The following is a 19,863-nucleotide window of genomic DNA, read 5'->3' on the forward strand; positions in this document are numbered from 1 at the left end:
GCGCATGCCATTTTTTGTTCAGCTGATGCTGATCTGCGCAGGGGCAATGATGGTGCCTGCGATTTATGGCGCTGCCGTGCAACAAAATGCGGAATCGCGTGCCTTCTTTTATTCGGGCATTCTGCTTGCCTCTTTTGCCTGCTTCATCGCCATCGCGAGATTTCGTGGCGAAGACACAGTAGACCGCGATACCAAACGCGACCGTGATCGCGAAGGGCGCAATCAGCTTTTGGTACTTGTGGCCGCCTATACGGTTTTGCCCTTGGCTTTGGCAGTTCCTTTTTCAGAAGCCATTCCCAGCACCACATTCTTCAACACCTATTTCGAAATGGTCTCCGCTTTGACCACCACAGGGGCAACCGTGTTTGATGATCCAGCCCGTTTGCCACGCACAGTGCATCTTTGGATCGCTTTGGTTGGCTGGTTGGGCGGATTTTTCGCATGGGTCACTGCCATTGCTGTACTGGCCCCGTTGAATTTGGGGGGCTTCGAAGTGATTTCAGCGCGCCCAAGATCCACGGGCAATGCCTCCGCATCGCGCACCTCACAAATCGCGCGTGTCGCGGCAGGGCCTGAGCGTTTGTCGCGCTATACGCAGCGGCTTTTCCCTGTGTATTTCGGCCTGACCATCGCTTTGTGGTTTGCGCTTGCTATGGCGGGATCTTCGCCTTTTGTGGCGCTGTGTCATGCGATGTCGACCATGGCCACATCGGGGATTTCCCCCGTAGGTGGGCTGACAGGAGAACACCACAGTCTGGGCGGTGAATTTCTGATTTTTGCGTTTTTGATGCTGGCATTGTCACGCAAAACCTTTGCGGTTGAACAATCCAGTATCGATTTTAAGCCATTGTACCGCGATTCAGAAATGAAAATCGCCGCGGCATTATTGATCGTTTTGCCCACGATTTTGGTCGCGCGTCACTGGATTGCTGCCTATGAAATTGACCCCGCTTCGGTGCAAACTGCGAGCACCATCGTGCAGACAATCCAATCTTGGTGGGGCAGCTTGTTCATGGTTATGTCGTTTCTGACCACTTCTGGCTTCGAAAGCCAATATTGGGACGCCGCAAGACTTTGGTCTGGTTTGCAAGCGCCAGGTGTTTTGTTGTTGGGTTTGGCTGTGTTCGGCGGCGGAGTTGCGACCACTGCGGGGGGCGTGAAATTGCTGCGCCTTTACGCTTTGGTGCGTCACGGTGAGCGCGAAATTGAAAAGATGATATCGCCCAAATCTGTGGGCGGAGCAGGGGCCACAGCGCGCAGATTGCGGCGTCAGGGGGCCTATGTCGCTTGGGTCTATTTCATGTTCTTTGCGCTGACCATCGCGGTCGTTATGATGGGCTTGGCCTTAACGGGGCAGCCCTTTGAACAGGCCGCTGTCTTTACTGTATCCGCGCTGACCACCACGGGGCCTTTGGCGCAATTTGCAGCCGAAACCGCCTATAGTTATGCAGGGTTAAGCGACGCAGCCAAGGCCATTTTAGCCGCGACGATGGTTTTGGGGCGTTTGGAAATGTTGGCGATCGTCGCATTGTTTAACCCTGATTTTTGGCGCAAGTAGTCAGGGATATCGCGCAAATGCGCGCCAAATCGTATTTATTGCGACGAATTAGGAACATGTTCGCGATTTCAGTGCGTTGAAATCTTGACATTTCCTGCAACATGCTGCGAACGTGGCGCCAAGTAGCTGCACCATTCGAGAGGCAGTCCGCAACAAAAGCGCAAGAAAAAAGGCAAAAAACATGGCCGCCGATAAGCAAAACCTGCAAGACGCATTCCTAAACAATGTGCGCAAAGCCAAAGTTCCCGTAACGATTTTTTTGATTAACGGTGTGAAACTTCAAGGTGTTATCACTTGGTTCGATAATTTCTGCATGCTTTTGCGCCGTGATGGTCAATCTCAGCTTGTGTACAAACATGCGATTTCGACAATCATGCCATCAACACCTATCAGCCTCTACGACGGCGACGAGTAAAAATTGCAAGAACATGACACGCCGTTGACACGCGCTTGGGTGATCCATCCGGACATCCAAGCCAACCGTAATCGCCGTGACCCGCAGGCAGGCTTGCAAGAAGCTGTGTCTTTGGCGGCGGCTTTGCCGAATTTGGATGTCATCGGCACTGAAATCGTGCGTTTACCAAAATTGCAGCCTGGACATCTGTTTGGAAAAGGTAAGATCCAAGAACTCAAAGAGCGCATTTCTGAAAATGAAATAGACTTGGTTCTGATTGATGGCCCTGTGAGCCCCGTCCAACAACGCAATCTTGAAAAGGAATGGAAGGTAAAACTTCTAGACCGTACGGGCCTGATTTTGGAAATCTTTTCCGATCGTGCCCGCACGCGCGAGGGTGTGTTGCAGGTCGAATTGGCGGCCTTGGGCTATCAGCGCACGCGTCTGGTGCGCGCTTGGACCCACTTGGAACGCCAACGTGGTGGTTTGGGCTTTGTCGGCGGTCCGGGTGAAACCCAGATCGAGGCCGATAGACGCGCCATTGATGACCACATGAACAGGTTGCGCAAACAGCTTGAAAAGGTTGTGAAAACACGTGAATTGCACCGCGCAAGCCGTGCAAAAATCCCGTTCCCGATTGTCGCTTTGGTGGGCTATACCAACGCTGGCAAATCGACCTTTTTCAACAAGGTCACTGGCGCGGATGTCTTTGTCAAAGACATGTTGTTTGCCACGCTTGATCCGACGATGCGATCTGTTGTTTTAGAAGCGCCGCAAGGGGGCACAGACCGCGAAATCATCATGTCCGACACGGTTGGTTTTATTTCCAGCTTACCGACACAGCTTGTGGCCTCGTTCCGTGCGACTTTGGAAGAAGTGCTAGACGCGGATTTGATCATTCACGTTCGCGATATTGCCCATGAGAAAACCCATGAACAAGCCGTGGATGTGCGTACGATTTTGAACGATCTGGGCATCAAAGAAGATGCGCCCATGTTTGAGGTCTGGAATAAGATCGACCTGCTTGATGATGAGGCCCGAGATGCGCGGCTTGCGCGTGCGGCGGCTGAGGATGATAAATTCGCAATTTCAGCCATTACAGGCGAGGGGATTCCCGAACTTTTGGCGGCGATCTCTGGCTTTTTCGAAGAAGAAAAAATCAAACGCGACTTTGTGATCCCATACGCAGAGGGCAAAAAACGCGCTTGGTTGTTTGAACAGGGTATTTTGGAAGCAGAAGAAGCAACAGAAGAAGGCTATGCCGTCACCGTGTTGTGGACACCGCGCCAAGAAAAAGAATACCGCGAAATGTAAGTCTGGCTGATGTCAGTGTTTGGGGGCAGGCGCAAAACCGCGCCCCCAAGCCAACCACTCTTGCAGAGCTATCCCCAACCCGAACGCCAAATCCAAGTGCAAGCGCCAATAAACCCTGCCAAGGCCAAGCCGATAATGGCGTGGCCTACAAACATTTGACCATAGGTATCTGCGGCCAGTTCGGTGCCTTCCGTGATCCAACGGATCAGAAAAAAGCGACTTGATGTACCGATTGAGCCGCCAGAGCGAATGTCATAGCCCCAATAGGCGATGAAGCCGAACAAAAGCCCTAATGAAATGAAGGCGCTGCTGTTATATCTCAGTTTTTCAAAGGCGAGGCTGAGGGCAGAAGGCTTTGACTTATTCACGTTATTTTCCAAACATGCCCATGCGTTTAAAGAGCCAGATTTGTCCAATGCTGACCATGACCAATACAACGCAAACAACAGCAAAGCCCCAAGCATTATTTGCCAAGGGAATTCCGCCGACATTGACGCCTAAAAGCCCCGTCAAAAGGCCCAAAGGCAAAAATATTGCGGCAACGATAGACAGTAAAAGCATTTGACTGTTCATGGTTTCGGCGCGGCGATCCATGATCTGATCTTGCACAATCTGCGCACGGTCACGAATGGCATCCAGTTCTTCGGCCAAGCGCGTCACACGATCAGCAGCCTCGCGCAGGCGACTGCGATCTTGGTCTTTCAACCATGACAAGTCTTCGATTTCCAAGGTTGATAATGCATCGCGTTGTGGAAACATATAGCGGCGCAAAGTGGTGGCAGAATGGCGCAGAACTGCCAATTTGCGACGCACTGATTGCAAAGTGCTGCTATCGATCAATTCGTCTTCCAGACTGTCGATCGCTTCATTCAACTCAGCCACAATCGGTTCCGCGCGATCAGACAAGCGCAGCGCCAGTTTCGCGATTAAATCGCCAGGCGTCTCGGGCGCTTTGCCACGCGCCATAGAGTCAAAGAGGTCTCCGATGGCTTTCAATGGGCGTTTCCAAACGCCGATGATCACTTTGCCTTCAATCCAAAAGCGCGCTGAAATCATGTCTTCTGGGGCGGCCCCTTCATTAAGATTGACGCCGCGCAGGTTCAAGATCACGCCATCACCATGCACAGTACAGCGCGGCCGCGTTTCGGATGCGGTGAGCGCGTCAAAGACGAAACTGTCCAGATTGAACAGGGCCAACTCTGCATGTGTCGTCGTTTGATCTGCATCTGCGCTATGGGGCGCTGAATGCACCCAAGCAAAGCAAAACCCATCCGCGCCTAAGGTCGCACTGCCTTCTGCAAAGTCCTGCAGATCAGCGCTGCGCGATCCGCCATGCCCATCTAAGGCAAAGAGTTGCGCTTTGGGCGCGGCAGTCCGAGAGGCAATTGAAGGCATGGGTCAATCCCTATGTTGAAGTTTCAGTCAGGCTTTAGTCTTCGGGCAAAATCGTGGTGATCCCGACGCCTGCAGCACGCGCCAAGCTGGGATCAAGGGTCATAGGCACATATTCACCACGCCGCCACAATTCGCCCAAATCATCATAGTGACGCGACAAGGGGTGGCCCGATTGACCTGTTGCTGTGATAAAGACCGAACTGTCCGGATCGGCAAAATCATAAACCCCGCGGTAGGCTGCACCATGCACATTTGCATAGGGCGCATCGGCTTTGCCAGAGGTCACGCCGCGCATCAGGGTGTTATCGCCCCCAGAGGTGGATTGGCGAATGTTCACGATCCATTTCAAAAAGGGCACATCCCCCAAAACGGGATGTTTGTGCTCGGCCATATGCGCATCGCCCCAGCGCAGGGATTCAAGCGCTGTTCCGTAGGTTTCGCCCACGGCCAAAAGCGCATCATCCAAAGAGAGCCGCGCAATATCAGAACAGGTTTCCGTGCTGGCAGATTGCAGAACATCACACCAAACAGAAGCCCCGCCTATATCGCGAAACACCCGTTCGATAAACAAAGGTTCCACATGGGTAAAAGCGCGCGCCAAAGGCCCCAATTCATCACGGATCAAACGATCTTGCAAAGCCCGCATCCATGCAGAATAGATCAGCGGTTCGGGCAGATGTTCGTTCATTTCGCCGTTCCATTCGGCTAAAAGTTCAAGGGCGCGTTGGCGTTGACGTTCGGGGGTGCCCTCTGGTGCGGCTTCTCCCGTGAACCACAGATCAGCGGCCACAAGCGGCAAAAGGGCGCGCGCAGAATAGGAAACGATGTCGTTTTGCGCCTCTATAAAGCTTTCGCGTGTGTGCACTTCGCGGCTTTGCATCAGGCCTTTCCAGCGTTGAATGCGCTGCGTATCGCCCCAGTGATAGGACAGGTGATTGGGAAAGGCTTCGTTGGTGGTTTTATTGTTGGTATTGCCGACAATTCCCGTTTCATCGGGGGCGGCCAGTGGCAAAGAGGCGTAGTCGCGTACCCCTTGCCAGCGGTTTGCCTCGACCCAGCCCTGCGAAGGAATGCGGCCTTGGCTTTGGTGATTGATATCACGCAAAGGTGCTCGGCCGATGGTTTTTTGCGCCACACGATCAGGGTCTGCTAACGTCAGGTTTAAAGCGGGGGCCACGAAATCTTGCCCAGCCTCAAGGCCTTCATCGACAGAATTGGCTTGCATCAAAGCGTAAAGGGCTGACATTGACGTGTCATCAGCTGCGAGGGCTGTCCAAGCCACAGACATCAAGAACCCCGTGGGCGTGACCGTGTTCAAGTTAAACGCAGTTTGCGGCAGCACTGGTCCGTTTTCGGTCCAGCGAAGGGTCACAGTTTCGGGGGCTGCGTCTTTGATGCGAATAATAGACGATTTTATGCGCATCTTTTTGAACCCCTCAGGGGTCATGACTTGGGTGCTGTCTTCTGGGTTAATCTGTTCGATGTAAAGGTCCGCATCATCCGTGTAAGCCGATGTGATCCCCCAAGCCAAACTGTCTTTGCGCCCCGCAACGATAAAGGGGATGCCTGGAATAGTCGCCCCGATTGTGCCACCCGTGCGCAGACCCAGATGCGCCAAATACCATGCACCAGGCGCGGTGAAGCCAAGATGCGGATCATTGGCCATCAAAGACGCGCCAGAAGCAGAGCGCGCAGGGGCGGCAGCCCAAACATTAGATGCCCCCCCAAAAGGCGCAGGTTGAAGACCTGCCATGGCGTAATTTTCGGACATCTGGCTTGTGCCTTGCGCAAGCTTATTCGGTAGATCGCTGTCTTTGGGCAAGATTTGCGCATAGTCTTTCAACATCGTGCTGACACTTCCAGGCGCATCAGGCAGCAAATCGCGCAGGCGTTCCTTTGGCAACAAAAGCGAGGTGCGCGCGCGCGTGACTTCGGTGGAAATATGATCGGATTGGCGCAGAGCAACCAGTTTCAGCAAGGCCAGAGAATCTTCGGCACGCCAATAGGCAATTTCTGAGGGAAATAGGAAAAACTCGGGCGCACCGCGTCCCATTGATCCTTTGTTGATTTCACCGATCCACGCATTCACACCGCGTGCATATGCGTCAAGCGCTGCACGGGTTTGTGGCGTTTGAACTGCGATCGAGCTCTCAGCAGCGTCATAAATCGCCAAGCTTCGCATCAATTTATCAGTGTTTTTGGTCCGCGGACCAAACAGTTCTGACAGCTTTCCTTGCGCAGTGCGCCGCAACAGCATCATTTGAAACAAGCGGTCTTGGGCATGGGCAAAGCCTATGCCGTAAAACACATCTTCGTCGGTACTGGCAAAAATATGCGGCACATTGGCCGTATCGCGTGCTATTTCAATCGGCCCCGACAGGCCTTTGGTTGTAAATGTTGCATTGTAATCGGGCAGGGACCGCGTGCCTAAGTAATAAGCCAAGTAGCCGATCATCAATGTGATAATCAAAATGCCTATAACAAGGCGAAACAACCATTTAAAATAGACTGCCATGGACAAATAGAACCTGCTTTATGTTGACGAATGCGCCCTAAGCGTTAGGACTTATTGTGGCGTTAAACCACACTTACTCAAAGGAAAAAAGCCATGGCGCGCGTAGCATTTCTAGGTCTTGGGGTTATGGGTGGCCCGATGGCAGGTCATCTGGCAAAAAATGGCCAATCGGTGACTGTTTACAACCGCACCTATGCCAAGGCTTTGGACTGGGCCGAAACTCACAAGGGCCAATCTGCCGCAACTCCACGCGAGGCGGCACAAGGCGCGCAATTCGTGATGGCATGTGTGGGCAATGATGATGATCTGCGCTCTGTCTGTTTGGGCGATGATGGCGCGTTTTCTGGCATGCAGACAGGTGCGATTTTTGTCGATCACACGACGGTTTCAGCCAAAGTAACGCGTGAATTGGCTGAGATCGCGGCACAAAAGGGCATCGGCTATGTGGATGCGCCTGTCTCTGGCGGTCAGGCTGGCGCTGAAAACGGCGTGCTTTCTGTCATGTGTGGTGGCTCCGAGGCCGATTTTACGGCAGCTGAACCCGCGATGCAGGCTTATGGAAAAATCATCAAACGCTTAGGCAATGTGGGTGCGGGCCAAACAGCAAAGATGTGCAACCAAATCGCCATCGCAGGCTTGGTCCAAGGCCTGTCAGAGGCGCTGCATTTGGCGGAAAAATCTGGCCTTGACGGCGAAGCCTTGGTTGATGTGATTTCTGGTGGCGCCGCTGGCAGTTGGCAGATGGTCAACCGTCACAAAACCATGCTGGCAGACGACTATGACCACGGCTTTGCTGTGGATTGGATGCGCAAAGATTTGGCGATCTGTCTGGAAGCGGGCGATGATGTGGGGGCCAGCCTGCCAGTGACCGCTTTGGTCGATCAGTTTTACAAAGATGTGCAAAAAATGGGGGGCGGACGTTGGGACACCTCAAGTTTGATGAAACGCTTGAAGTCTTTTGATTAAGGCTATGTTATAAAACAGATGTGCCGCGGGCGGATCTGCCGTTTTTGATTGATTGGATGCATGTATGCTAGAAACGCTTTTGTCATTTTTGGGAAAACCCCCTGAGTACCACACGCCTTTACCAGAAGCAGACGCACGTCACGCCATGGGGGCATTGATGGTGCGCGCTGCAAAGGCGGACAGCGTGTTTCGATTGGAAGAAATTCAGGTCATAGATGAAGTCTTGGCTGCGCGCTATGATTTGAACCCTGTAGAGGCTGCAAAAATGCGCGCTTCTTGTCAGTTGTTGGAAAGCGAAATGCCAGACACGGTTGAGATGACGGATATTTTGAAATCCTCCGTTTCAATCGCCGAACGTGAGGCCACGGTCGCTGCACTTTGGGCGGTCGTCTATGCCGATGGCGTCAAAAAAGAACCTGAAGAACAGTTGTTGCGCGAAATCGAGCGCGCCTTGGGTATTTCAAAAGCGCGTGCGCAAGAGTTGAAACAAGCTGCCAAAGGCTAGGGCATTTTGCAGCTTTGGACGGTTTGACCACATCTGTTTTTACGCCCTTTGAGGCAAAAGCCTGCATTCCAATCCCCGTTGGTTAGTGGTATGGCAGGGACAAAGACGGAAAGTTGACATCATGGCTGAAAAGAAATCATCGGGGCGCGGCGTGCGCGACCTGCGCGTAAAAGTTAAATCAGCACGGGGGCGCAAGCTGTCTTCGACCCTTTGGCTTGAGCGTCAGTTGAATGATCCATATGTAAAACGGGCGCAAACTGAAGGCTATCGCGGGCGCGCGGCTTACAAAATCTTGGAACTCGACGACAAATTCCGCTTTCTCGTGCCGGGTGCGCGGGTGGTCGATCTGGGCTGTGCGCCTGGAGGCTGGTGTCAGGTGGCCGTAAAGCGGGTCAATTCTTTGGGTGAAAAATCTGGCAAACGCATTGGCTATGTTTTGGGCGTCGATTTGCAAGAAGTCGAACCTATTGCGGGGGCTGAAATTCACCAGCTTGATTTCATGGAAGATGACGCGGATATCAAAACCAAGAAATGGCTGGGCGGTGCAGCTGATGTTGTGATGTCCGATATGGCTGCCAAAGCATCGGGTCACAAACAAACCGACCACAACCGCATTATGGCCTTATGCGAAGCCGCTGCCTATTTCGCTTTTGATGTTTTGGATGAGGGCGGTACTTTTGTGGCCAAGGTTTTGGCTGGGGGCGCTGAGGGGGATTTGCAAAAGATCCTCAAGCAGCGTTTTACCAAAGTGGTGCATGTGAAACCGCCGTCATCGCGCTCTGACAGTTCTGAAAAATTTGTTGTGGCAACAGGCTTTAAGGGCTGACCATGTCGGGGTCTATGACCTTATCTGCAGGCGATGTATCCGTTAGATTTAATCCGCTTGTGGGGGCTATAAGTGCCGTTCACATGGCGGGGCAGTCGATTTTACATCAGGCCCATTGGGTTGGCACAGCTTTAGCCGATTGTGCAGACGCACCTGTGGATGCACATCTGTCTGGCGATTTCTTTTGCGCGCCTTTCGGCGGATCAGGCCTGTCAGATATCCCGCCGCATGGTTGGCCTGCCAATACCCCTTGGTCGATCACTCATACCAGCGAAACCCCGCAAGCCGCGCAGCTTAGCGCTAAGTTACAGCGCGATGTTTTTGGCGCAAGGCTGACCAAGACCGTCCAGTTGATTTCGGGCCACTCAGCGGTATATCAAACGCATCACATTTCAGGCGGGCAGGGGCATTTGACCTTTGCGCATCACCCGATGGTACATGTAGCGCAGGGATGCCACATAGGGTTTTCGCGCAAGCTTTGTGCTATAACGCCCGATAATCCACTCGAACCTCAGCACAGGTTGGCCTATCCCGCACGCAGCACCGATTTGGCGCGCTTTCCCAGCAAAGACGGTGGCAACGTAGATTTGCATCACTACCCGTTTCAAGACGCGGATGAAGTCACAGCACAAAAGGCGCAAGGCCATGAAGATTTCGTCACGCTGGTTGAGGCGCCTGAGGCCGCAATCGGTTGGACGGCCGTGACGCGCAGGGCTGAAAAAGACATCGTGATCTTTTTGAAAGACCCGAAAGTCGCCCCAGTGACAATGCTATGGCACTCGAATGGCGGGCGCGCTTATGCCCCTTGGAATGGACAGCACAAATCTGTCTTAGGGGTCGAAGATGGATGTTGCGCAGGGGCTTCAACCTTGGCCGATGCAGCAAAAGACAATGCCATTGCGCGTGAAAATATAGCGACCCATATTCACTTGGCGCCGACGAAGACCACAGTCATGCGCCATGCTATTTTGCGCGTGGCCCGCCCCGAACACTGGCAGTCTGTCGCGGATATTGTGCCAAGTGGTGATAGCTTGCGATTGATTTCAGGCGATGGGGCGCAGTTGGATGTGGCATTTGATTGCGGTTTTTTCCCACATTCATCATCACGATAGTGTCACAGCACTTGCACATCTTTGCAGCTTGATTACCTATTATATACAAATCTTGTATAGACGGTGTCCTATGGCTTATCTTAATTTTTCAGTTCTTAAATCTATCGCTTCAGGTCCCGTTTTGCGCGCTATGCTTTTGGCACCCGTGGCATTGGTTTTCAGCCTGTCATCTGCAGTGTCTGCCCCTGTTGATCGGCTGATGGATCTCATGAAATTCCGCGATGTTATCGCAGTGCTCTCCGAAGAGGGGCGCAGCATGTCTGACGATATCTCGGATGAAGAATTGGGCATACCCCGCGCGGCTTGGGACGAAATGATGACGCGTCTTTATGACGAAGAACGTCTGGAAGTCGCGTTTCGCGGGGCTTTGGTTGACGCCTTTGGTGATGCCGATCTGGGGCCTGCTGTCGCGTTTTTTGAAACGGATTTGGGGCAAGAAATTGCTGAACTGGAACTTAATGCGCGCCGTGCCATCGGCGACGAAGCTGTCTTGCAGGCCGCAGGCGACCTTTGGGCTGAACTCGATCCCTCAAGTGAGCGCAGCAGTTTGATTGAAAGCTATGTAAATACGAATGATCTGATCGAAATGAATATCATTGGGTCGCTCAATTCGGACATGGCCTATTATCGCGGGTTTAATGCGCAAGCCCTCGACGGGATGGGCGTTGATGAGGCAACAATCATGCGCGAAGTTTGGGCTGGCGAACCCGAAGCGCGGGCGCGTGTGACCGAATGGGTTTACGGGTTTTCCGCTTTGGCCTATCAGCCGCTGTCCGATGAAGATTTTGCAACCTATGTCGATTTCGGAAAAAGCGAGACAGGCCAAACGCTAAATCTAGCTATGTTTGCCGCCTTCGATAGTGTCTATGCCGATCTTGCACGCGGTTTGGGCGCTGGCACAGCTGTTTTGGCACAAAGCTCTGCTGGTCAGGACTTATAAGACGGCCCATTTGCGCGGGTCTTGGCGCTCTACATGGGTTTATTGGTGAATTGCTCCAGTCAGTGCTTGACTTTAAGGCCACGATTCTTGATATACGCGCCACTTGGCGTGCTATAAGTGCGACCGAGGGCTATTGTTTTGGATAAACCCAATCGTAGATTGGCATAAAACAATGGTGTTTAGAAAATCTCGTCCCCAAAAGTGGGACGCGCTGTTCGCGGTAACAAACGCTGGCGCAGATGGGCATACCATTTGCAAAGGGACCAAAGAACGCGGGTATATTGAAAGGACGACTGCATGTTCGCAGTTCTGAAAACTGGCGGTAAGCAATACAAAGTACAAAGCGGTGACGTTTTGCGTGTAGAAAAGCTTGCTGTCTCAGCTGGTGAAAAAATCCAGTTCAACGAGATTCTTATGGTTGGCTCCACTGTGGGCGCACCATTGGTTGATGGCGCAGCTGTACAAGCTGAAGTGATCGACCAAATCAAAGGCGAAAAGCTTATCAACTTCGTTAAGCGTCGTCGTAAGCACTCTTCGAAACGCACCAAGGGCCACCGTCAGCAACTTACTTTGCTACGTATTACTGACATCTTGGAAAAAGGTGCAGACGCATCTGGCGTTAAAGCTGCTGTTGGCGCAAGCTTGGCACGTAAAGAAGCACATGTTGCAGCTTACGGTTCTGGCGATGCTGCTCTTAAGGCTGCTGCGAAAAAAGCCGCGGCTCCAAAAGCTGCCGCAAAAGCTGCACCAGCAGCTGCTGGGTCTGACGATTTGAAACAATTGTCTGGTGTTGGTCCTGCTTTGGAGAAAAAACTCCACGCTGCAGGTGTAACATCTTTCGCTCAAATCGCAGCTTGGACAGAGGCTGACGCCGAAGCATTCGGTGAAAAGTTGTCTTTCAAAGGCCGCATCGAGCGCGAAGGCTGGATTGATCAAGCCAAAGCTTTGGCGAAATAAGTAGAGTTTAGGAGAGCACACCATGGCACATAAAAAAGCAGGCGGTTCGTCCCGCAACGGTCGCGACTCAGCTGGTCGTCGTCTCGGCGTTAAACTCTACGGTGGTCAGGCTGCAATCGCAGGCAACATCATCGTGCGTCAGCGCGGCACGAAGTTCTACCCAGGCGAAGGCGTTGGCCTTGGCAAGGATCACACAATCTTCGCAACAGTCGAAGGCAATGTGAAATTCCACAAGGGTCTCAAAAACCGCACCTTCATTTCCGTGCTTCCAGTGGCAGAGGCCGCTGAATAAGCCGACCTTGATGGTTTACAATTCAAGGGATCGGCCTTCGGGTCGGTCCCTTTTTTTGTCCTAACGTCTGCTCGCAAACTTAAAGGGCGACGTTCGATATTTAGAATTTTTGTGTATGCGGTATGTCATTCAAGCCGCGCCGGCCCCCTTGGGAGGGGGTGGCCGTAGTCACTTACTCTTCGAGGAGGAGAGATATGAAATTGGATCATACGATTGAGCGTGATAACGCCAATGTTCAAGCCACAATAGCGGCAGAACGCTTTGTTCTGCGTGCACCGAAAACATCGGATGTAGGGCTTTTGTCGCTTTACGCCAGCGATAAACGTGTGGCCCATGCTGCGCGGTCTTTGCCGCACCCTTTGCCGCCAGGCGCAACAGAAGCCTTCATTGCCCGCTCGCTTGACCCGAAAGTGGCATTGCATACCTATATCATAGATGGCGCGGCCGCTGGCCTGTCTGAAGTCATGGGTGTGATGCAGTTGAAACCCCTTGAGCGCGATCAATCTGAAGTCAGCTTTTGGGTTGCGCCCTCATTTTGGGGCACAGGTATCGCGTCATCTGCACTCAAAGCTTTGGTGGCGGCAAACCCTTTGGGTGACAAAACGCTCTTTGCTGAAATTTTCCAAGACAACCAAGCTTCAGCGCGCGTTGTGACAAACGCGGGATTCGAATATCTGGGTGACGCCGAAACCTTTAGCGTGGCGCGTGGCGCGCGCGTGCCAACATGGACTTATGTCTGTAAATTAAGCTGATTTCCGCTGGAAAAGAGGCCGCCGATACAGGTCTGGCGGCCTCTTAACCCCTGTGGTGATTGATAAAAAGCAAGAAAGCGTGTCTTTACGCGTTTTCACTCTTACGCCGACCGCGTCGGGCGCGCATAAGGTTGATTGAATTTGCTAAACAGGCAGGATATGCCTCGGTCTGAAAGGATCACCACATGAAGTTTCTCGATCTTTGTAAAGTTTACATTCGCTCAGGCTCAGGCGGCAACGGCTGTGTCTCGTTTCGGCGCGAGAAATATATCGAATACGGTGGTCCCAATGGTGGCGATGGCGGGAAAGGTGGCAATGTCATCATCGAAGCTGTCGACGGTTTGAACACGTTGATCGATTTTCGCTACCAACAGCATTTCTTTGCCCAAAATGGCCAAGGCGGCATGGGCAGCAATCGTACAGGTAAAGACGGAAACGATATTTACCTGCGCGTGCCTGCGGGCACTGAAATTCTAGACGAAGACCAAGAAACCGTCCTGTATGACGTGACAGAGGTTGGCCAAAAAATCATTCTTGCCAAAGGCGGCAATGGTGGTTGGGGCAACCTTCACTTTAAGTCTTCAACAAACCAAGCCCCACGTACCGCCAACCCCGGCCAAGATGGTATCGACCGCACGATTTGGTTGCGCCTGAAATTGATCGCCGATGCGGGGCTTTTGGGTATGCCCAATGCGGGTAAATCCACGTTTCTGTCCGTGACGTCTAACGCACGTCCCAAAGTGGCAGATTATCCTTTTACGACGATGCACCCCAATCTTGGGGTTGTTGGGATCGACAACTCTGAATTCGTTGTTGCTGATATCCCCGGCCTGATCGAGGGCGCATCTGAAGGACGTGGTCTTGGGGATCTCTTCTTGGGTCATGTGGAACGTTGTGCTGTGTTGCTCCATCTTGTGGATGGCACATCAGACGACGTGGCCGCCGACTATGAAGTGATCGTCAACGAGATTTCTAACTACACTGAAGAACTTGGCGATAAGCCGCGGATTACCGTGCTCAACAAAGTTGACAGCCTAAGTGAAGATGAGATCGCTGAGAAAAAGTCAGCGTTAGAAAAGGCTTCTGGTGGCCGTGTTTACACAATGTCGGGCGTGAGCCGCGACGGGGTGGATACAGTCTTGCGCGCTTTAAAAGCAGAAATATCAATGGATCGCCTGCGGACGAAAAAAGCCAGCGGAGGCGATGAGGAAGAGACATCGTGGCGACCTTAACTCAAGCTAAACGAGTTGTTGTTAAAATCGGATCAGCCCTTTTGGTTGAAAATGGAGCGTTACGCACAGAATGGTTAACCAGTCTGGCGGATGACGTTGCTATGCTCAAAGCGCGGGGCATGGATGTAATCTTGGTTTCATCGGGTTCTATCGCTTTGGGACGCGGCATGTTGAATTTGCCGCTCACAGAACTGCCTTTGGAACAATCACAAGCCTGTGCTTCGGTCGGGCAGGTGCGATTAGCGCATGCCTACCGCGAAGCATTGATGCCCCATGGCATCATGACATCGCAGGTCTTGCTGACGCTAGATGACAGTAGTGACCGTCGCAGATATTTGAATTCACGTGCCACCTTGGAAGCTTTGATTTCTTTGGGTGTCGTGCCGATTGTGAATGAAAACGACACAATCGCAACTGATGAAATTCGCTATGGCGACAACGATCGTTTGGCCGCACAGATTGCGGTCACGGTCGGCGCGGATCAGTTGGTTCTTTTATCCGATATCGACGGTTTGTATACATCCAACCCAAAGACAGATCCTTCGGCCCGTCACTTGCCGCAGGTCACAGAAATCACGCCTGAAATCGAAGCGATGGCAGGGGATCCTGTGTCTGGACTGTCAAAAGGCGGGATGAAAACCAAAATTTTGGCGGCGAAAACAGCGACCGTGGGTGGCTGTGCTATGGCCATTACGCAAGGGGCGATTGCCAACCCATTGGCTGCACTTTTGAACGGGGCGCAGGCCACTTGGTTTATCCCCTACGACAACCCTGAAAATGCACGTAAAAACTGGATCTGTGCGATGAAACCGAAAGGGACTGTCACTGTCGATGCTGGTGCTGCGCGCGCTTTGGCACAGGGGAATTCTCTGTTGCCTGCAGGTGTTGTAAGCACAACAGGTGACTTTGGTCGCGGCGACCCCGTGACGATTTTTGGGCCTGATCACATACAAGTCGGCTTTGGTCTTATTCGCTACACAGCAGAAGAAACGAATGCGATCAAAGGCGCACAATCACAAGATATACAAGCGATCCTTGGCTATTCAGGCCGATCTGCTTTGATTCATAGGGATGATATGGTGCTATGAGCGATACATTGAATATTACCGACCTCATGCAAGACATCGGCAAACGCGCCAAAGCGGCCGCCGCTGAACTGGCTTATGCTTCAGCCGAACGGAAACACGCGGCCTTGATAGGTGCTGCAGAAGCGATTTGGAAACGCCGTGCCGAGATCGTTGACGCCAATGAAAAAGACATGCAATTTGGCCGCGACAAAGGGCTGACATCTGCGATGTTGGATCGTTTGATGCTAGACGAAGACCGCATTCGCGGCATCGTTGACGCCCTGCGCACCATTGCTGAACAAAAAGATCCTGTGGGTGATGTTATTGCCGAATGGGATATGCCATCTGGCTTGCATATCAAACGCACACGTACGCCCTTGGGCGTCATCGGCGTGATCTATGAATCGCGCCCGAATGTGACCGCAGATGCAGGCGCTTTGTGCCTGAAAGCGGGCAATGCGGTGATTTTGCGCGGTGGCTCTGAGAGCTTTCATTCCTCTGGCGTGATCCATGAATGTTTGGTTGATGGTTTGGTGTCAGCGGGTCTGCCCGCAGATGCGATCCAGCGTATTCCCACCCGTGACCGTGCGGCTGTGCGCGAACTTTTGACTATGACCGATTATGTCGATGTCATTGTGCCCCGTGGCGGCAAAGGGCTGGTTGGCTTGGTTCAACGCGAAGCCCGCGTGCCTGTTTTTGCCCATCTCGAAGGCATTGTTCATGTGTTTATGGATGCTTCAAGTGACGCGAAAAAGGCGATGGATGTTGTCATCAACGCCAAAACCCGTCGCACTGGGATTTGTGGTGCTGCCGAATGTTTGCTTATTCACAAAGACTTAGTTGATACTCTTGGGACTGATGTGGTCAAAGCTTTGATCGACGCGGGCATTGAAGTGCGCGGCGATGAGACCTTGCAAGCAATCGAGGGTGTTGTTCCTGCGACCCAAGACGACTGGGGGCATGAGTACGCCGATAGCATCATCGCGGCCAAGGTTGTTGACGATATTGATGGGGCGATTGCGCATATTCATCAATATTCTTCATCGCATACGGATTGCATTATTTCCGAAACCGATGCCAATGTGGCCAAGTTTTTTGAGCGTATTGATAGTGCGATTTTGATGCATAACTCATCGACACAATTCGCCGATGGTGGTGAATTTGGTATGGGTGGCGAAATCGGGATCGCGACAGGTAAAATGCATGCGCGTGGACCTGTGGGGGCAGAACAATTGACTTCGTTCAAATATCTCGTGACCTCAAATGGCGCGACGCGCGGCTAGGTCTGCAATTGAAATAGCCAAAATAGAATGGCGCGTCCTTATGCGGGGCGCGCCATTTTGCACAAATTTCGCCTTTTTAGGCCATCAGGCGCAACGCCCCAGCGTCGTCTTGGCTGCAAATTCGCCGCCCTAATAAGTCGGCTTGAAGCGGGGCCAAGATGAATTGTACTTCATTGGGTTTCAATCCATCTGGCGTGGAAACAGCGCCTAAGCGTGCCCAAAGTTCAGGTGAAGGGTCCAAGCGGTCAGAGCGTGCCGTGACTTGCAATTGGCCATTTTCACTGCTGATTTGAATTGCGCCACCACGGGGCAGAGCAGTTTCGATACACATCACCATGAGGCAAGCAAGCTTGACTTCATCGCGCAACATATCTGTTGTTGGCTGCCAGTCATATGTTTGGCGCGGTGTTTCTAGACCTTTGAGAATGCTCACCATCTCTTGGCGACCTGTCATTTGACCCTGTGATGCCATCCCAAAGGCGATGCGGAAAAACTTTACCCGCGCATTTGCATTGTCCACACTTTCCGAGATAAGGCTGAGTTCGGCACTTGTGTCACCCGCAGACATGGCCAAAAGTTCGACACCATTTGAAATGGCACCGACGGGGCTGATAAGATCGTGGCAAATACGCGAACCGATCATTGCTGCGATGTCGCGGGTCATATCTTTGGTCATTGTGTCTCCTGAGGGGGCGTTAGTAAGGGAATTCGAATGGACAATCTTAATGCGATGTTAGAACCTGGTCAGATCGTGTGCCATCCGCAGCAAAGCGATTGGGGCAAGGGGCAGGTGCAATCGAACATCAATGGTAAGTTGACGGTTATGTTTGAACACATGGGCAAAGTTGTGATCGACAGTCATCGCGTGGCGCTCCTTCCCTTGTTTGAATAGTCTGAATTTGGTTAACGAAAGGTTTCTTTACGGCTGAGCGGCCGCGGGGCCTGTGGTTGATACAGCAAGTGTTGGTGTTTATAGTCGTGAAACTGGCGGCGAATGCAACCCTAAGCTGTATTAATTCTCTGACAATCAGCAGCCGTGTTGCAATGACATGACGAAGCCCGTAGAACCCGCGCAAGGCTCCCAAGTAAAAAGACAAAAAATGAGTGACCTAGATCACAAGTTCGAATTGCGTTTCGCAGTCTCAGCGCAAGACCTGCGGGCTGCACAGCGCTTGCGCTACCGCGTTTTCGTGCAAGAGCTCGGATCAGACGGTCCTATGGTTGATCACGAAGCAGAACTTGAAGCGGACGCTTTTGACCCAAGCTACGACCACCTGATGTTGATAGACAAAGCGCGCTCGGATGATCCATTGGAACAATGTGTCGGGGTGTACCGTTTGCTCACTGGGGATAAAGCCGATCAGCTTGGCGGGTTTTACACCGAAGCCGAATATGATCTGACCAGATTAAAGGCCTCGGGAAAGCGTTTGCTGGAACTTGGGCGATCCTGCGTGGCCCCTGAGTATCGCGGCGGCACAGCGCTCTATCATATGTGGGCTGGACTGGCAAAATACGTGTTTGAGGGCGGTTTTGATGTGCTGTTCGGCGTGGCCTCGTTCCATGGCACGGATCTTAAACAATTGTCCGCGCCATTGTCTTTGTTGCATCATCGCCATCTTGCCCCAGAAAACTTACGCGTGCGCGCCGTTGATGACCAATTTCAACGCATGGATTTGATCACAGAAGACCAGATAGATCGCCGCGCGGCAATGTTGGAGGTGCCAGCTTTGATCAAAGCGTACCTGCGCTTGGGCGGCACAGTGGGCGAGGGGGCTTTTATCGATCATGCCTTTAACACGATTGATGTGTGTTTGATCTTGGATATTGCACAGGTCAGCCCACGCCAAAAAGAAATGTACACCCGCGAGCGTATTCGATGAGCGCCCCATTATGGGACAGTGAAACACCGCTGCCAGCGCCACCTGCCGCGCGGTTTGATATGCTGCGTTTGATCTTGCGCGGGGTGCCGATTGTGGCACTGATCTTGATTTGCCTGCCTTTGATGATGATCCTGCGTGCAATTGAACGACTTTTCTATGGTGCAGGGCGGCCTTGGTCATCCGTATTTCCGCGGTTCGTATCGCGCAGCGCGCTGAGGATCATGGGCATCCCGCTGACCACCATTGGTGCGCCGATGAAACAGCACGGGGCCGTCGTGGCCAATCATTCGACTTGGCTGGATATCTTTTCACTCAATGCCTGCCAGCGGGTGTTCTTTGTCTCGAAAGCCGAAGTTGCCAATTGGCCCGGCATTGGCCTTTTGGCACGTGCAGCAGGAACTGTGTTTATCGCCCGTGATCGCAAAGATGCTGGGCGGCAAAAGGTGGTGTTTGAACAGCGTTTGTTAATGGGCCACAAACTGTTGTTTTTCCCCGAAGGCACATCCACGGATGGGCAGCGGGTTCTGCCTTTTAAACCCACTCTATTTGCGGCCTTTTTTGCACCCGAGTTGATTGACGATCTGTATATCCAACCTGTCACTGTGCGCTATACCGCCCCCGAAGGCGCTGATCCGCGGTTTTACGGCTGGTGGGGGGATATGGATTTTGCGCCCTCTTTGGTCAGCTATCTCAAGGCGCGCAAACAAGGGTCTATTACGGTGACGTTTCACGATCCAATCGCCGTCGCAGCTGTCAAAAACCGTAAGGAGATGGCGCAGATTTGCGAAGATCAAGTGCGTTCAAGCCTGAGCGACAGGTCAAGAATTCAGCCATGAAAAAGGGGGCCATCAGCCCCCAGTGTATTTCAATATGAA

The 19,863-nt window shown here is 52.5% G+C and carries 21 protein-coding genes; 17 read left to right on the top strand and 4 right to left on the bottom strand.

Annotated elements, in window-relative coordinates:
• Positions 1-4: 4 nt before the first annotated feature.
• From EDD53_RS02530 to hflX, 3 genes are all read left to right on the top strand, one after another.
• The gene (locus EDD53_RS02530) at positions 5-1,558 is read left to right on the top strand and encodes a TrkH family potassium uptake protein (RefSeq protein ID WP_246002160.1); all 1,554 of its coding nucleotides are present in this window, start codon (positions 5-7) and stop codon (positions 1,556-1,558) included.
• A gap of 181 nt (positions 1,559-1,739) precedes the next feature.
• A complete protein-coding gene (gene hfq / locus EDD53_RS02535) occupies positions 1,740-1,973 on the top strand; it encodes an RNA chaperone Hfq (RefSeq protein WP_123791621.1) in 234 nt (77 codons plus the stop codon).
• A gap of 24 nt (positions 1,974-1,997) precedes the next feature.
• Complete coding sequence (hflX, locus tag EDD53_RS02540; RefSeq protein ID WP_246002162.1) at positions 1,998-3,266, top strand: GTPase HflX; 1,269 nt, start codon at positions 1,998-2,000, stop codon at positions 3,264-3,266.
• A 68-nt stretch (positions 3,267-3,334) separates the two neighbouring features.
• Here hflX and EDD53_RS02545 read toward each other — a convergent pair whose 3' ends face one another.
• Genes EDD53_RS02545 through EDD53_RS02555 form a run of 3 tightly spaced genes read right to left on the bottom strand, consistent with a single transcriptional unit; the run spans position 3,335 to position 7,176 of the window.
• The gene (locus EDD53_RS02545; RefSeq protein WP_123791623.1) at positions 3,335-3,634 is read right to left on the bottom strand and encodes a hypothetical protein; all 300 of its coding nucleotides are present in this window, start codon (positions 3,632-3,634) and stop codon (positions 3,335-3,337) included.
• A 1-nt stretch (position 3,635) separates the two neighbouring features.
• Positions 3,636-4,661: a zinc transporter ZntB gene (locus tag EDD53_RS02550; RefSeq protein ID WP_123791624.1), complete on the bottom strand. Its 1,026-nt coding sequence runs from the start codon at positions 4,659-4,661 to the stop codon at positions 3,636-3,638.
• Between the two features lie 34 nt (positions 4,662-4,695).
• Positions 4,696-7,176: a penicillin acylase family protein gene (locus tag EDD53_RS02555; protein ID WP_123791625.1), complete on the bottom strand. Its 2,481-nt coding sequence runs from the start codon at positions 7,174-7,176 to the stop codon at positions 4,696-4,698.
• Between the two features lie 93 nt (positions 7,177-7,269).
• Here EDD53_RS02555 and EDD53_RS02560 point away from each other — a divergent pair, with 93 nt between their 5' ends.
• The 11 genes from EDD53_RS02560 to EDD53_RS02610 all read left to right on the top strand — a co-directional run bounded on the left by EDD53_RS02560 (position 7,270) and on the right by EDD53_RS02610 (position 17,108).
• Entirely contained in the window at positions 7,270-8,142 is an 873-nt protein-coding gene (locus EDD53_RS02560; protein ID WP_123791626.1) for an NAD(P)-dependent oxidoreductase, read from the top strand.
• Positions 8,143-8,206: 64 nt separating this feature from the next.
• Positions 8,207-8,647, top strand: a complete 441-nt coding sequence (locus tag EDD53_RS02565) for a tellurite resistance TerB family protein (RefSeq protein WP_123791627.1) — start codon at positions 8,207-8,209, stop codon at positions 8,645-8,647.
• A 121-nt stretch (positions 8,648-8,768) separates the two neighbouring features.
• A complete protein-coding gene (locus tag EDD53_RS02570; protein ID WP_123791628.1) occupies positions 8,769-9,473 on the top strand; it encodes an RlmE family RNA methyltransferase in 705 nt (234 codons plus the stop codon).
• Between the two features lie 14 nt (positions 9,474-9,487).
• A complete protein-coding gene (locus EDD53_RS02575; protein WP_123791629.1) occupies positions 9,488-10,585 on the top strand; it encodes a hypothetical protein in 1,098 nt (365 codons plus the stop codon).
• Between the two features lie 70 nt (positions 10,586-10,655).
• Entirely contained in the window at positions 10,656-11,525 is an 870-nt protein-coding gene (locus EDD53_RS02580) for a DUF2059 domain-containing protein (protein ID WP_170162663.1), read from the top strand.
• 297 nt (positions 11,526-11,822) lie between these two features.
• A complete protein-coding gene (locus EDD53_RS02585) occupies positions 11,823-12,482 on the top strand; it encodes a 50S ribosomal protein L21 (RefSeq protein WP_123791631.1) in 660 nt (219 codons plus the stop codon).
• A 22-nt stretch (positions 12,483-12,504) separates the two neighbouring features.
• Positions 12,505-12,774: a 50S ribosomal protein L27 gene (gene rpmA, locus EDD53_RS02590; protein ID WP_123791632.1), complete on the top strand. Its 270-nt coding sequence runs from the start codon at positions 12,505-12,507 to the stop codon at positions 12,772-12,774.
• Positions 12,775-12,968: 194 nt separating this feature from the next.
• Positions 12,969-13,526, top strand: coding sequence for a GNAT family N-acetyltransferase (locus EDD53_RS02595; protein WP_123791633.1), 558 nt, complete (start codon positions 12,969-12,971; stop codon positions 13,524-13,526).
• Positions 13,527-13,711: 185 nt separating this feature from the next.
• Positions 13,712-14,758 carry a GTPase ObgE gene (gene obgE / locus EDD53_RS02600; RefSeq protein ID WP_123791634.1) on the top strand — a complete coding sequence of 349 codons (1,047 nt, stop codon included), beginning with the start codon at positions 13,712-13,714 and terminating at the stop codon, positions 14,756-14,758.
• Positions 14,746-15,846 carry a glutamate 5-kinase gene (gene proB, locus EDD53_RS02605; RefSeq protein WP_123791635.1) on the top strand — a complete coding sequence of 367 codons (1,101 nt, stop codon included), beginning with the start codon at positions 14,746-14,748 and terminating at the stop codon, positions 15,844-15,846. The genes obgE and proB overlap by 13 nt, the downstream gene beginning before the upstream one ends.
• Positions 15,843-17,108: a glutamate-5-semialdehyde dehydrogenase gene (locus tag EDD53_RS02610; protein WP_123791636.1), complete on the top strand. Its 1,266-nt coding sequence runs from the start codon at positions 15,843-15,845 to the stop codon at positions 17,106-17,108. The genes proB and EDD53_RS02610 overlap by 4 nt, the downstream gene beginning before the upstream one ends.
• Positions 17,109-17,184: 76 nt before the next feature.
• Here the strand turns inward: EDD53_RS02610 and EDD53_RS02615 are convergent, their stop codons facing one another.
• Positions 17,185-17,784, bottom strand: a complete 600-nt coding sequence (locus EDD53_RS02615; RefSeq protein ID WP_123791637.1) for a histidine phosphotransferase family protein — start codon at positions 17,782-17,784, stop codon at positions 17,185-17,187.
• Between the two features lie 36 nt (positions 17,785-17,820).
• On the opposite strand from EDD53_RS02615, the gene EDD53_RS02620 reads away from it, so the two are divergent.
• The 3 genes from EDD53_RS02620 to olsA all read left to right on the top strand — a co-directional run bounded on the left by EDD53_RS02620 (position 17,821) and on the right by olsA (position 19,824).
• The gene (locus EDD53_RS02620) at positions 17,821-18,000 is read left to right on the top strand and encodes a DUF3553 domain-containing protein (protein WP_123791638.1); all 180 of its coding nucleotides are present in this window, start codon (positions 17,821-17,823) and stop codon (positions 17,998-18,000) included.
• A 208-nt stretch (positions 18,001-18,208) separates the two neighbouring features.
• Positions 18,209-18,988 (top strand): L-ornithine N(alpha)-acyltransferase, encoded by a 780-nt coding sequence (gene olsB, locus EDD53_RS02625; RefSeq protein ID WP_123791639.1) that lies wholly within the window; start codon positions 18,209-18,211, stop codon positions 18,986-18,988.
• Positions 18,985-19,824 carry a lyso-ornithine lipid O-acyltransferase gene (olsA, locus tag EDD53_RS02630; protein WP_170162664.1) on the top strand — a complete coding sequence of 280 codons (840 nt, stop codon included), beginning with the start codon at positions 18,985-18,987 and terminating at the stop codon, positions 19,822-19,824. Before olsB ends, olsA begins: the two co-directional genes overlap by 4 nt.
• The last annotated feature ends 39 nt before the right edge of the window (positions 19,825-19,863 follow it).

It is taken from the genome of Pacificibacter maritimus (genome assembly GCF_003814915.1).
Lineage (GTDB): Bacteria > Pseudomonadota > Alphaproteobacteria > Rhodobacterales > Rhodobacteraceae > Celeribacter > Celeribacter maritimus.